Origin of the sequence: Parabacteroides faecis (assembly GCF_014647375.1) — a bacterium.
Taxonomy (GTDB): Bacteria; Bacteroidota; Bacteroidia; order Bacteroidales; family Tannerellaceae; genus Parabacteroides; species Parabacteroides faecis.
In genome coordinates, this window is the sequence record NZ_BMPB01000001.1 from 288,055 (window position 1) to 301,533 (window position 13,479).

The window sequence follows — 13,479 nt, forward strand, 5'->3', positions numbered from 1 at the left end:
GAGAATACTTAAACGTTGTACAGGGGTCAGGCTGGTATCATCTATATAGTACTCTGTTCCCCATACTCCTTTATCTTCGCCTCGCAAATCCGTTTCGCAATATCCCTGAGCAATTCGACTTTCGGGATAAGGGTATCGATATCCTCTTTCGTTACTACAAAATACGGGTTATACCTCGCTTCCACATAGGCTGCTTTTAAAAGTACAAAAAGTTGTTTTTCTTCAGGTGTATTTTGTGGAAACACAGTCCCCAGATCATCGGCATAGCGCCTTACAGAAGAAGACAACTTAGAAAGATTGTGTTGTTTGTTATTTCGTAAAGTAAAAGTTAAACGAATGGCATAATAGTAATTCTCACAGGCTTGATGTAAATAAAATGAAGACATTTGAAATCTCTCTCTTCCTTTATTCGTTACAGCATCATCAAAAAAGAAATTTCCCTTTTCAAATTTCTCATCAAAATACTCCTGCGCCTGTTCCTTTATTTCCGCAAAGTTCAGTTTTCTTCTACGTGATAATTTGTATTTACCACTGTTATACAAAACAATACCTTCCTGTTTAATCTGGGTATAGAAATACCGACCCTCTTCGAGATACTTATTTAACGCCTTAATATCATCAGTGATAAACTGAACAGGCGTATCACGATCGAAATCTTTTCCGGAGAAGAAGATATCTTCTATATTATCCAGTACCGTTTCTGCCTTTTTACTGTTGAAACCGCTTGTTACCACATAGATATCGTAATCAGAAATCTTGACTGTAGGAATACCACCGTCTTCAATTCGTACGCTACGACGCACATAATTACCTCTAGCATAACTACCATACAGAATAATATACTCCGTCTGAGGTAATCTTTTCAGTATCTCTTTAACCAGAAATACCAAATCGTCCTGTTTATCTTTCGGCAGATAAGCTATCGAGTCTTTCATTATGCTTGATTATGTACAACATTAAACACACAAATGTATAAAAAAAGCCGGATTGACTTAATCTTTTTGATTCTAAATCATATATTTGCATTACGTTCCTGTTGTTATTTGTTTTGTCCACCAGTAGAAAACAAATAAGCCTATATAATACAGGTAATTAAAATATCATAGTATTAATAGAAGCTTGATTCTTCCGGATCAGGCATAAAAAGGAACGTATTCATATGGACAATAATAATATAATTGGTATAAAAAGCTATTACTATCTACTGCAACAAATTACTTCTTTATTAGATCTGTCATTACCAGAAATCAGACAGAAATATAGAAACTATCCATATTGCTCGAATCCGGATTTAAGTCCGGATTCTGTTTTCATTAGACTTCTTTCAGGATCATCCTGTGTTTCAATATTTTATTTTTAGCAATAAAGATCATATCCGTAAGGAATGTACCGTCTGGCTCCGGATAATCCTTTCGCTCTAAGTCCACCACTTCCAATCCGGCATTCTGTAAACAGTCGGAAATAAACTTTTCCTGATGATAATATATAAACACCCTGCTTTGCCCGCTAAAGCTGGTCGTTTCAAAGCCGGATTTTTCATAATCGCCTTCCATTGTACTTATATACAATATTCCTTCGGGATTCAGTAACTCAGCCGAATCAAAGATCAATTTTCTGCTTTCTTCCTTTGAGAGATAAGGAAGACAAAAAGCACACATAATCGCATCGAATTTCCGTCCTATCGTTGCAATAGTCCGGCAATCCATCACAGCAAATTCAGCTTGCAGATTATTCTTTTTGGCCAGCTCGATCATATTAGGAGATAAGTCTATCCCGAAAACATTCAGATCCGGCCGTTTATCCAAAAGGCATTTTGCCACATTACCCGGACCGGTCGCGATATCCAGCACCTCCGCCCTTTCCTTATCGATCAAACAACAGAAGCGGTCGAATGTATCGTTATACAAATCCATCTTCATAAACTTATCCTAATAATTTACGGCAGAGCTATTATAAGTAGCTATCGTTTCTTCCGTTCTGATATCATCGGCATCAGACAATAAAGGAATTAATTCCTTATCACACATAAATACCCTCCTTTCCAATTCTACTTTTTAATAAGGTATCCATATCCTCACGCAATCGCACGATATCAAAGTGGCAACAGAACCAAATATTACCATACGAATAATATGATACCTGGATGCGTTTTTCACCATATAATCCTGAAAAATTAAAAAGAAGCATTATCGTTTTACATATAACTTTTCTCCCCATACTCCTTTATCTTCGCCTCACAAATCCGTTTCGTAATATCTCTGAGCAATTCGACTTTCGGAATAAGGGCATCGATATCCTCTTTCGTTACAACAAAATGCGGATTATAACGAGCATCCACATAAGCCGCTTTAAGAAGTTTAAAAAGATGCTTTTCTTCGAGCGAGTTCTGTGGAAAAACAGTTCCTAGGTCATCGCAATAACGCCTGGTATTGGAAGATAATTTGGATAGATTGTGCTGTTTACTATTTCGTAAAGTAAATGTTAAACGAATGGCATAATAAAAATTCTCACATGCCTGATGCAACATAAAAGAAGCCAGCTTATTGTTATTCATGTCTTCACTGAAAAACCTAGTACCCAACAAAAAATCATTCGCAGACTTAAACTTCTCTTCAAAATATTCCTGAGCCTGTTCCTTTATTTCCGCAAAGTTCAGTTTTCGACGACGAGCTAATTTGTATTTCCCACTATTATAAAGAACAATACCCTCCTGTTTTATTTGGGTATAAAAATATCGCCCCTCTTCAAGATACTTATTGACCATCTTAATATCATCTGTAATAAACTCAACAGGTGTATCACGATCGAAATCTTTTCCAGAAAAGAAGATATCTTCTACATTATCCAGTACCGTTTCTGCCTTTTTACTGTTAAAACCGCTTGTTACCACATAGATATCATAATCAGAGATCTTGACTGTAGGAATACCACCGTCTTCAATTCGTACGCTACGACGCACATAATTACCCCTAGCATAACTACCATACAGAATAATATACTCCGTCTGAGGTAATCTTTTCAGTATCTCTTTAACCAAAAATACCAAATCTTCCTGTTTGTCTTTCGGCAGATAAGCTATCGAGTCTTTCATTATGCTTGATTATGTACAACATTAAACACACAAATGTATAAAAAAAGCCGGATTGACTTAATCTTTTTGATTATAAATCATATATTTGCATTACGTTCCTGTTGTTATTTGTTTTGTCCACCAGTAGAAAACAAATAAGCCTATATAATACAGGTAATTAAAATATCATAGTATTAATAGAAGCTTGATTTTTCCGGATCAGGCATAAAAAGGAACGTATTCATATGGACAATAATAATATAATTGGTATAAAAAGCTATTACTATCTACTGCAACAAATTACTTCATTATTAGATCTGTCATTGCCAGAAATCAGACAAAAATATAGAAACTATCCATATTGCTTAATTGACTATTTCGAAAAAGATGTGGAAGAAAAATCGATTGAGATACGATTTGACCAGGAAGAGTTTACGATAACCTGTCTTTTTAGCGATGAAGGTAAATGCCAGTCCGTATATTTATTCCCTGATAAGAATGAATATGTAACAAAATTCATTTCTTATCTGGAGATAACCCAGAGCAATGACTATGTAAAAAATAGATGGACAGCACCCAGTTGTTATATAAAAGCGGAAGCAATCAGCCATTTACCCTGTGATATTTGCCTGATGTTTTATAATTAATTGCATAGCCCTAAACAATAAAGGACTACCCCAAAAGCCTCTTTATACTTTTTTACAAGCACGGATTATACGGATTTGACAAATTGTTTATTGATCAGAACAATGAAATCTGTGTAATCCGTACTTGAGTTATATTATTATGAAGGACTCACAAATATCAAACTGTCAATTCAACCCACCTATGAAAAAGCTGTACGGGAGAGAATCAACACCTGTAGCCTTTTATGCCACTGTCAGCAACTTAAGAAATAACATAACCACCTTGCTCTAATCAAATAAAACAGCATTATGCCACCTATATCAAATAAAACAAAACAATCGACCAAATATTTATCGTACATACCACATATTGTCAATTTACTTACAACACTCATTTATCTTGTTATAGAACACGAAAAATGTTATTCAACATGCTTTTATACTACAAAATAACTTCCAAAGATGTTGTATTCAACACTTATTAACAAATAATTTCCCTTTAAATAAATCCCCATCTCGTTTAAAACGAATTACAAAAGTCATATACCTAAAGAATATTGTTAAATATTGTACTCAGCACTCTTCTATAATACCAATTTAGCACAACATACAAGTCACAAAAAAGTCTATAATAAAATCTTTCTATTGAAAAGAGAAGTAATATTATTTCATTTTGTCAAATCCCACAATTTTACTTCAAAAGTCCATGTTGCCATCTTATCATCGAAATGACCCATGAGCAAAATTTCCTGAATATTAAATAAGCAACAGGAGAATAAAGTAGTAACTTTATTGCCAGGGAATAGTTTAGAACAAATGAAGAGAGAATACATATGATTGAATCCAAAAACGTCGATAAAGCAGATACTACTATCGGCAAGATTCTGACCGACAGATTGATTATACGGTTAGCAAACCCAGATGATGCGGAAGAAATATACGCTTACCGCTCTGATACTATTGAAAACCAATATCAGGGCTGGTTCCCCGAATCTGAGGAGGAAGTTCGTAGTTATATAACCAATATGCCGGAGATTATAGATATAGCCGACATATGTTTTCAATTTGCCATTCTAACCAAGAATGAAAACCGTCTGATCGGGGATATGGGAATAATCTTCACGGGACATGAAAGAATGCAGGTAGAGGTCGGTTGTACGTTGAATAAAACTTTTCAAGGCAAAGGATATGCCACCGAAGCATTAACGGCAATGGTAAATTATTTTTTCATAACGCTAAAGAAACATCGTATTGTAGCATCTATTGATCCAAGAAACACCGCCTCTATCCGACTTATCGAACAATTGGGATTCAGGAAAGAAGCTCATTTCAAAGAGAGTTATTTCCTTCGTGGCGAATGGGTAGACGATATTATTTATGCCATGCTCGATAAAGATTGGGCTAACAAATAGATTGACAACAACATCACCTCCTTCAAATGCTCTTATCTGTTTCAACATACGGACTACACAATCATAAGCAACAGAATGAGTTATTAAAGCCTGTTCCTTTACATAGTCATAGTAAATATTCAATACATCTTTTTCAAAATGTGGTTTTAGATATACTTGCCGAAGCCTCCACTATTGAAAAATCATATCTTTGCAAATATAAGCGGATTACAATATGGTGAACTTCAATGAATACATAAATGAGATTGACTTCTCAGAATTTGAAAAGTACTTTTTAGAAAAGGGAAAGTCTATTGAGATTAAAAAGAAGGATTATTTTGTTAGACAAAATGAACCATGTAAGTATGTGGGATTTGTCGAAAGTGGTCTTTTTAGATATACTCGTATTAATACTGTCGGTAACGAATCTATTGTCGGTTATAGTTTTACCGAAGAGTTTGTGTGTGATTACCCATCACTGATTAAGCATATGGGATCATTAACCAATATTCAAGCTGTTACAGATTGTTCTGTATGTGTGTTATCTATGAAAGAACTGAATGATTTTTGGGAAACAAACATAAATACTCAACGTTTTGGTAGATTGGTTGCAGAAGAAATATTTGTAGAAATGTATCAACGGCTACTTGGCTTTTATTGTGAGACAGCAGAGCAGCGTTATGTTGCGCTACTAAAACGCTGCACAAACCTCCCTCAGCATATTACTTTAAAAGAGATAGCCTCGTTTCTTAGTGTGACACCTGAAACCGTCAGCCATATACGGAGAAAACTACGGCAAAAATGAAAGTCTTGAAGTATTTCAAGCTTTTTTTATTCATGTTCTCTAATTTTGCAGGTAGTATTATTCCTTGAATTATTATCAATTAAAATATAGTTACATGAAAAATTTATTCAGAACATTTGTAATACTATTTTTGGCAATCGCATCTACTTCTTGCAGTAATAATAATGATTTTAGATTTGACTCTGAATCATTGAAACAGACGACATGGGAGGGAGTTAATCTCGTAACCGATGGAGATAAAATTCTAAGGACAATAAATATTGAGATGCAATTCTTTGATACACAGAATGGTCAATATATTCTTCGGGAAGACGGATTCGGAACCGAGGTCTATGAGTTTAACTATTCCATTGAAGGTAAAATCATGAATATAGAGGACGGACCTCTTTTTAGTAAACGTACTATTTTAGAATTTAGTAAAGATAAAATGGTATTAGAAGCACTTAATTCATATAAATCGACACTTACCTTAAATCGACGATATTAACGAAACTGTTTATCGCCAATTATTACTACCATTTGATAATTAAAGGAAATCATAAGCAAGGGGGAACTTGCTCTCAAATGGGAGTAAAGTATCCCTTTGCTTGTTTTCGGAAGTTCGTAAATCCTCAATATCAATCTCATTATTAATCATTTAGAAATTAAAAACGACGAATAGATTAACAAAGATGAGCCACCGAAGCATTGACGACAGTGGTAAATTATTTTTGTTAATGTAGCATCTATTGATGAAAATATTTATTTCAATCTTATTTGTGTATCAATCTCTCAACTCCACTAGGTGTTGTTAAGAAATCATCTGGAGTAAGTATCGTTTCCGACCTCTTTAATATTCTGTCTAAAGCTGTCTGTATTTTCGTTAAAGAAGAACGGATTAACTCTGTCACACATAAATACCCTCCTTTTCAATTCGATTTTTCAAAAAGGAATCCATTTGGTCACGCAATCGGACAATATCAACATTACAACCGAACAGGTTTTGTAAATCTTCTTTTATATGAACTAAAGCAAACATATTTGGTTTTGAAGTCTCCAGATAAACATCAACATCACTATCCTCTGTTTGCTCTCCTCTGGCGACAGAGCCAAATATCCCCATACGAATAATGCTATATTTAGAAGCGTTCTTCGCCATATAATCACGCAAGATGTTTACATATTCAGCCGTTGATTTCATATCTTCTTAATCATTTGATACAAAAATACGTGTTCAAATGGAAAAATCAAATAGGATTACTCACAAATCACTTTTTTGCCTTCCTATTTATTAGTACCTAATCCCCGATTTGGCACCTGAAAAGTATTATTTCGACATGATTTATCTATTTCAGAAAGAAGGAAGAAGATACTGTAATCACTTAATAAACAGTGTATAACAAAAAAATCCTCCCGAACGAATTCGGAAGGATTTTGCATTTTGTGCGGCTGAAGGGACTCGAACCCCCACGCCGTGAAGCACCAGATCCTAAGTCTGGCGTGGCTACCAATTACACCACAGCCGCATTTGGTTTGCGGTGCAAAGGTAAGTCTTTTTTATTAATTTGCAAGTATTTCAGTGGAGATTTTATTTTTGTTAGGTTCCGGTTAATCGGCTGTAGATAAAATACGTCCGATAGCAGCCTCAATAATAGTATCTTTCCCCTTTTTCATATCCTCTTCGGTCATGGATACTTTTTCATCCGGTTCAATGCCAAACTCTGTATGCTTTTTGTCTGCATCCAGTATGGGACAGGCAGAAAAACGGATACTCCACCCAATAGGCAGCTCCGAGCTGAACGGGAAGCCGCTGCCACCTCCGGTACAATCTCCCATAACTGTCACATGAGGTAATAAACGCATGATACTCACTAAATTATTCGTAGCGCTGTAACACTGGCGATTCGTTAGAACAATCACCGGCTTAGTCCAACGAAGCCTGTCGGAAGGCGAAAGATATAGAGGATAAGGAGAGGAGAAATCCGTATGCCCGTTACCTGTTTTATAAGTGACATAACCGGTCAGTATCTTTTCCTCCAGAAAACGTTGGGTGATACGGTCGGAATTAGACATGGCTCCTCCTCCATTATTACGTACGTCCAGAATCAGGCCCCTACAATCTTTAAAATGAATGAACATGTTATCCAGATTACTCTCACCGACTCCACTGGAGAAATTACCATAATATACATAGCCAACCTGATCGTTGGACAAGCGCTTATATTTCAATCCTCCGGCAATTTTATAATCTGTCCCCAGATAATTCTTTTGTATCTCTGCATTGAAATTCGCCGGATAATCTTCATACCAGGCCCAATAACGCGCCACATCAAAGGAAGAGAACAGATTGGTATGCCCGTCTTTCAATTCTGCCAACATCTTACCCAAGACTTCAAACAGGTCATACTGGCTCATCGTCTCATTGATCTGCACGCTGTAACGGTCGTGCACCTCATCCCAATCGATATCCTTAAATTCAAAAAAACAATAGTTCTCATCCAGGATCTGCCAGAGAGCCTCGAAGTTATCGCGGGGAGAAGGGTTATATTTATCCGCCTTTTCACAAGCCGAAAAAAGAATACCGACCAACAACAAATAATATATGATGCGTAACTTCATCTTCCGCTCTTAATAGTAGGCACTGCTGTACTCATGCGTCTTTTTCAGTCGCTTTCCTCCAAAAGAAACAAACTCCTTCACCAGCCCGATCATAAATGAATTGGATAGTACATGCGTTTTAACCCCGTTTACATCCGTCCGGTACATACTGTTCAGATAACCCGCCCGGACAGTAAAATTCGCTACTGGGAAATCGAAAGTAAAGTAATTCCTCATCGCGAATTTATTATGGAGCGAACTGAATTTGATCACGCCACCACGGTCTCCCTGACTAAGATAATAATAAGGTTGCCCTTTATGGATAGCGAACAAAGCACCGATAAAAGGTATCTCCATCTGGTAACGGAAAGTTATGGGATAATTCCTGATTTTAAAACCATAAATACCCATAGCAGAAAAGTTCAGATCCAGATCGGCCTTTCCCGAAGCCGGGTTATTACTGTTACGGGTATTGTAGATAAAACCACCCGACAAGCGCGCCGAAGCACCGGCAAGCACTTTCAGGTTCGGTACTATATTCGTAAAACGATAATGATATCCAAGCGAGTAATCCACGAAGCCGATATAATCAGTTGCAACATCGGCTGCATTCCGGGTGGAGGCAAACTCGACATTAAGGAATTGTTGCCGCGAGACATTGTAATTCGCCAGACGGACAACCTTCATCCGTTCGTTCAATATCCTCAGTCCCCACCCCGTATATTTAGTTTCTATTCCGGGAGTCAGATACGTATCCATTACATTATACCCACCCACTCCGATCATCGTTGCCTCATTCACTGACCGCGGAATATCATCCTCCTCACTTTCGTCCGTCTGAGCCGCTAAGGGAAACACCAGACAAGAGAACAAAATCATCAGAGAGGCAACCGTCTTCATAGGCTATTCGTCAAAGAGTTTCATCTGCCCGGTTATCTCGTCTATAATATCCGAATCACTTTCATTCTGTCCGGCATCATTATTATCAGGAGTTTCTCCGTTATCTCCGCCCGGTTGTTCCGCCGGGGCAAAGCGGGTTGGCTCCAGTTCGTTGACCGTCTCCACATCAAATGTAGAGATACGTTTTCCTTTCGCCTTGAAACCTTTCACGCCGATAAACTCTTCGGCATCCAATACCATCGGTTCACGGAAATCGTCATGCCCGCCGAATACCACTTCAATGCGCGGATACGTCTCATCCGTAAGCAGCAATAAACGACTTTTCGGATTTTCACCCAGGAAGTTCTGTTTCTTACTTCCGGCTTCCAGCACAAAACGTTTCAGATAAGGATATTTCTGGTCAGCATCATACAAAGCCGCTGTCCAGACTTTATTGGAATTGAATTTCTCTATAATCTGTATATTGTCGTCGTAATGGTTACTCAAATCGAAGTTCGTCGTATAGAAATCACCATTACGCAAGATCACCAGAATCAAGTCGTCACTCTGGAATTCGCCCAGTTCATCACCACGACCGTCATAGTTCAGACGCAGCACATCCCAGTCGAACCAAACCTGACGTCCTCCAAGTGTAGAGCTACCTTTTTGTTTCAGGCTGATCTTGTGAACATCCGCTTTCGTCAGGATATTACCCATCGAACCACGTCCTTTAATGGCAATCTCACTGAAATCCTTTTCAAAGACAAGCAACTTCTGGCGTGGCTTCGGCTTCAGAATCACTTTAACCGTTTCGGCTTCTCCATTCGGATTCGCACTGAAATACAGTACACGTGAACCTTCCGTTCCTTTAGTTACGTCATATTCCTTATCACGGGTCACTCCGGTCACGGCAAAACGTTTGATGTAATTAAATCCGACTTTTCCGTCGCGGTAAATAACATTATAGATGGTTCGGGTATCGTTCCGTTTGAAGACATTCACATACAAAACGTCTTTCCCGACAAACATCTTGTCGCTGACCTTTACGATCTTATAAGTTCCGTTCCGGTAGAACAGGATGATATCGTCTATGTCCGAACAATTACAAACATATTCGTCCTTTTTAAGGCTCATACCCATGAAACCTTCTGCACGGTTGATATATAGCTTTTCGTTCGCTTCCACCACCTTCGTTGCTTCGATCGTATCGAAGTTGCGCACTTCGGTCATACGCGGATAGTTCTTGCCGTATTTTTCTTTCAACATGGTAAACCAGTTGATCGTATAATCGACAATGTTATCCAGATGGTGATTGATACGCTCTATTTCTTCGCGGATCTGGGCGATCAGGGCATTACTCTTTTCCGAATTGAATTTCAGGATACGTCCCATCTTGATCTCCATCAGTTTGAGGATATCATCGCGAGTCACTTCCCGGATAAAATCAGGCTTGAACGGAGTCAGGCGCAAGTCGATATGAGCAACCGCCTCATCCATATCTTTGGAGTTTTCAAACTCGGCATCTTTATAGATACGCTCTTCAATGAAGATTTTTTCAAGAGAGGCGAAGAACAAGGTTTCTTCCTGCTCGGCCTTCTGGATCTGAAGTTCCGTACGCAGCAGATGCAGCGTATCGTCTGCCGAATGGCGCAACACATCACTAACCTTCAGAAAGTGAGGTTTGTTGTCCATGATCACACAGCAGTTGGGCGAAATACTGATCTCGCAATCGGTAAAGGCATACAGCGCATCGATCGTTTTATCCGAGGAAACGCCCGGAGCCAGGTGCACAAGAATCTCTACATCCTTTGCCGTATTATCGTCTACCTTCCTGATCTTGATCTTACCCTTGTCGTTTGCTTTCAGGATCGACTCGATCAGGGAAGAGGTTGTTCTTCCGTAAGGAATTTCACTGATAACCAAAGTTTTGTTATCCAGCTTCGTAATTTTGGAACGTACTTTTACCGAGCCACCCCGTTCGCCGTCATTATATTTAGAGACATCGATATAGCCACCTGTCTGGAAGTCCGGATATAAAGCAAATTCCTCCCCTTTCAGATAAGCGATTGAGGCATCCAGCAATTCATTAAAATTGTGCGGAAGTATTTTAGAAGAAAGACCGACAGCAATCCCTTCCACACCCTGGGCCAGCAACAACGGGAATTTCACCGGCAAAGTGACCGGTTCCTTGTTACGTCCGTCATAGGAGAGTTGCCAAAGGGTTGTCTTTGGGTTGAATACCGTTTCAAGAGCAAATTTAGAAAGACGCGCTTCGATATAACGGGGAGCGGCAGCACCGTCACCGGTCAGAATATTACCCCAGTTCCCCTGACAGTCGATCAACAGGTCTTTTTGCCCTAGTTGTACCAGCGCATCGCCGATAGACTGGTCTCCGTGAGGATGGAACTGCATGGTATGCCCCACGATATTAGCGACCTTATTATACCGGCCGTCATCCAATCGCCTCATCGAGTGAAGGATACGACGCTGTACCGGTTTCAGTCCGTCATTAATATGCGGCACGGCACGTTCAAGGATCACGTACGAAGCGTAATCCAAAAACCAATCCTGATACATCCCTGACAGATGATAGGACACACGGCCTTCGCCCTTCCCGGGTATTTTATATTCCGAATGTGTAGCAGCATCAGATTGCCCGTTTTCCTGAGAATCTGTATTTGTTTGCTCTATTTCCTCGTTTTCGTTTTCCTCTGTGAATTCTTCAATATCCTCTGGTTTCATATACTTATATGGTGCTCTTTCTTCTTTTTCAGCCTCTAACCGGAAAACAATTTCCAGCGTGTAAATATACGAAATATTGGCGAGATAATAAAAAAGCATTCCAGTTTCAGTGAGATATCTGATTTCTGGCTATATTTGCTCCCTCAAAATTACATTCATGCTTACACTCGATAAGATATATCAGGCATCTTTTGCCCTGAAAACGGTTATCCGTCGCACAGACTTGATCAGTGCACCAAATATCAATCCGGAGTCACATATTTATCTGAAACCGGAGAACTTACAGATCACAGGATCATTTAAAGTCCGTGGCGCCTGCTTCAAAATCTCACAACTTACAGAAGAAGAGAAAGCAAAAGGTGTCGTAGCCTGCTCTGCCGGCAACCACGCCCAGGGAGTTGCATTGGCTGCGACCACTCATGGTATCAAATCCCTTATCTGTTTGCCGGATAATGCTCCGATCTCTAAAATAGAAGCCACCAAATGGTATGGAGCAGATGTCTGCCTGGTGGAAGGCGTGTATGACGATGCTTACCAGAAGGCGTTGAAATTAAGAGATGAAAAGGGATACACCTTCGTCCATCCTTTCGACGATGAAGACGTTATTGCCGGACAAGGTACAATCGGACTGGAATTACTGGAACAGCTACCGGAACTGGATGCTGTGATCGTACCGATCGGTGGTGGCGGACTGATCTCCGGGGTGGCTTTTGCGATCAAGCATTTGAATCCGAACGTAAAAATATACGGTGTACAGGCCAGTGGTGCCCCAAGTATGCTGAACTCGATCGAACATAACAAAATTGAGCGTATGGGGTTCGTCCGTACCATAGCCGACGGCATTGCCGTGAAGGAACCGGGCGAGCATACCTTCGAGTATTGCCGTAAGTATGTGGATGAAATCGTTACGGTCAATGACGACGAGATATCGACAGCGATCCTGGCATTGATCGAACAGCATAAACTAATTGCAGAAGGTGCCGGTGCGGTAGCTGTAGCCGCTGCGATGTTCAATAAAGTTCCTATCAAAGGGAAAAAGGCGATCTGCCTGGTTTCGGGCGGTAACATCGACGTTACGATCCTGTCACGCGTTATCGGACGTGGTTTACAGAAATCCGGCCGTTCCTATACCATGACTATCGAACTGGTAGATAAACCCGGACAGTTGCAACATGTCTCCGAGATCATTGCCCGTACAGGAGCGAATGTAGTATCCGTTCACCATGAACGGGTCAGCCATACAGCCGACATCAACGGTTGTTATCTCCGTCTGGAAATGGAAACCCGCAACCAGGAACATATCGACCAGATACAGTACACGTTGACGGCAGCAGGGTATAAAATCATTCCGGGGTAAAATAATCAGGCAGGATCAATCGATCCTGCCTG

The 13,479-nt window shown here is 39.5% G+C and carries 12 protein-coding genes and 1 tRNA gene; 5 read left to right on the forward strand and 8 right to left on the reverse strand.

Annotated elements, in window-relative coordinates; all coding sequences use genetic code 11:
* Window positions 1–41 precede the first annotated feature (41 nt).
* From IEY67_RS00910 to IEY67_RS25495, 3 genes are all read right to left on the reverse strand, one after another.
* Window positions 42–935 carry a HEPN domain-containing protein gene (locus tag IEY67_RS00910; protein ID WP_183670410.1) on the reverse strand — a complete coding sequence of 298 codons (894 nt, stop codon included), beginning with the start codon at window positions 933–935 and terminating at the stop codon, window positions 42–44.
* 378 nt (window positions 936–1,313) lie between these two features.
* Window positions 1,314–1,919 carry a class I SAM-dependent DNA methyltransferase gene (locus IEY67_RS00915; RefSeq protein ID WP_221267777.1) on the reverse strand — a complete coding sequence of 202 codons (606 nt, stop codon included), beginning with the start codon at window positions 1,917–1,919 and terminating at the stop codon, window positions 1,314–1,316.
* Between the two features lie 275 nt (window positions 1,920–2,194).
* The gene (locus tag IEY67_RS25495) at window positions 2,195–2,764 is read right to left on the reverse strand and encodes a HEPN domain-containing protein (protein WP_506330611.1); all 570 of its coding nucleotides are present in this window, start codon (window positions 2,762–2,764) and stop codon (window positions 2,195–2,197) included.
* A 551-nt stretch (window positions 2,765–3,315) separates the two neighbouring features.
* Here IEY67_RS25495 and IEY67_RS00925 point away from each other — a divergent pair.
* From IEY67_RS00925 to IEY67_RS00940, 4 genes are all read left to right on the forward strand, one after another.
* Window positions 3,316–3,717: a hypothetical protein gene (locus IEY67_RS00925; protein ID WP_183670406.1), complete on the forward strand. Its 402-nt coding sequence runs from the start codon at window positions 3,316–3,318 to the stop codon at window positions 3,715–3,717.
* An 812-nt stretch (window positions 3,718–4,529) separates the two neighbouring features.
* Entirely contained in the window at window positions 4,530–5,108 is a 579-nt protein-coding gene (locus IEY67_RS00930) for a GNAT family N-acetyltransferase (protein ID WP_122375752.1), read from the forward strand.
* Window positions 5,109–5,322: 214 nt separating this feature from the next.
* The gene (locus IEY67_RS00935) at window positions 5,323–5,892 is read left to right on the forward strand and encodes a Crp/Fnr family transcriptional regulator (protein ID WP_122375753.1); all 570 of its coding nucleotides are present in this window, start codon (window positions 5,323–5,325) and stop codon (window positions 5,890–5,892) included.
* A gap of 94 nt (window positions 5,893–5,986) precedes the next feature.
* Window positions 5,987–6,379, forward strand: a complete 393-nt coding sequence (locus IEY67_RS00940) for a BSAP-5i family immunity protein (RefSeq protein WP_122353204.1) — start codon at window positions 5,987–5,989, stop codon at window positions 6,377–6,379.
* A gap of 399 nt (window positions 6,380–6,778) precedes the next feature.
* On the opposite strand, the gene IEY67_RS00945 is transcribed toward IEY67_RS00940, so the two are convergent.
* From IEY67_RS00945 to IEY67_RS00965, 5 genes are all read right to left on the reverse strand, one after another.
* Window positions 6,779–7,072, reverse strand: a complete 294-nt coding sequence (locus IEY67_RS00945; protein ID WP_122353205.1) for a nucleotidyltransferase family protein — start codon at window positions 7,070–7,072, stop codon at window positions 6,779–6,781.
* A 243-nt stretch (window positions 7,073–7,315) separates the two neighbouring features.
* Window positions 7,316–7,397 (reverse strand) — tRNA-Leu (locus IEY67_RS00950).
* A gap of 82 nt (window positions 7,398–7,479) precedes the next feature.
* On the reverse strand, window positions 7,480–8,490 hold the full coding sequence (locus IEY67_RS00955; protein WP_183670404.1) for a S41 family peptidase: 1,011 nt from the start codon (window positions 8,488–8,490) through the stop codon (window positions 7,480–7,482).
* 9 nt (window positions 8,491–8,499) lie between these two features.
* Window positions 8,500–9,369 (reverse strand): DUF3316 domain-containing protein, encoded by an 870-nt coding sequence (locus IEY67_RS00960; protein WP_122353207.1) that lies wholly within the window; start codon window positions 9,367–9,369, stop codon window positions 8,500–8,502.
* A gap of 3 nt (window positions 9,370–9,372) precedes the next feature.
* On the reverse strand, window positions 9,373–11,970 hold the full coding sequence (locus IEY67_RS00965) for a DNA gyrase/topoisomerase IV subunit A (RefSeq protein ID WP_373292230.1): 2,598 nt from the start codon (window positions 11,968–11,970) through the stop codon (window positions 9,373–9,375).
* Between the two features lie 277 nt (window positions 11,971–12,247).
* Here IEY67_RS00965 and ilvA point away from each other — a divergent pair, with 277 nt between their 5' ends.
* Complete coding sequence (gene ilvA, locus IEY67_RS00970) at window positions 12,248–13,447, forward strand: threonine ammonia-lyase (RefSeq protein WP_122353208.1); 1,200 nt, start codon at window positions 12,248–12,250, stop codon at window positions 13,445–13,447.
* The last annotated feature ends 32 nt before the right edge of the window (window positions 13,448–13,479 follow it).

Excerpts from the sequence above, each read along its gene's own strand:
- IEY67_RS00910 (WP_183670410.1), bottom strand. The coding sequence starts at position 935 with ATGAAAGACTCGATAGCTTATCTGCCGAAAGATAAACAGGACGATTTG.
- IEY67_RS00915 (WP_221267777.1), bottom strand. The coding sequence starts at position 1,919 with ATGAAGATGGATTTGTATAACGATACATTCGACCGCTTCTGTTGTTTG.
- IEY67_RS25495 (WP_506330611.1), bottom strand. The coding sequence starts at position 2,764 with ATGGTCAATAAGTATCTTGAAGAGGGGCGATATTTTTATACCCAAATA.
- IEY67_RS00925 (WP_183670406.1), top strand. The coding sequence starts at position 3,316 with ATGGACAATAATAATATAATTGGTATAAAAAGCTATTACTATCTACTG.
- IEY67_RS00930 (WP_122375752.1), top strand. The coding sequence starts at position 4,530 with ATGATTGAATCCAAAAACGTCGATAAAGCAGATACTACTATCGGCAAG.
- IEY67_RS00935 (WP_122375753.1), top strand. The coding sequence starts at position 5,323 with ATGGTGAACTTCAATGAATACATAAATGAGATTGACTTCTCAGAATTT.
- IEY67_RS00940 (WP_122353204.1), top strand. The coding sequence starts at position 5,987 with ATGAAAAATTTATTCAGAACATTTGTAATACTATTTTTGGCAATCGCA.
- IEY67_RS00945 (WP_122353205.1), bottom strand. The coding sequence starts at position 7,072 with ATGAAATCAACGGCTGAATATGTAAACATCTTGCGTGATTATATGGCG.
- IEY67_RS00955 (WP_183670404.1), bottom strand. The coding sequence starts at position 8,490 with ATGAAGTTACGCATCATATATTATTTGTTGTTGGTCGGTATTCTTTTT.
- IEY67_RS00960 (WP_122353207.1), bottom strand. The coding sequence starts at position 9,369 with ATGAAGACGGTTGCCTCTCTGATGATTTTGTTCTCTTGTCTGGTGTTT.
- ilvA (WP_122353208.1), top strand. The coding sequence starts at position 12,248 with ATGCTTACACTCGATAAGATATATCAGGCATCTTTTGCCCTGAAAACG.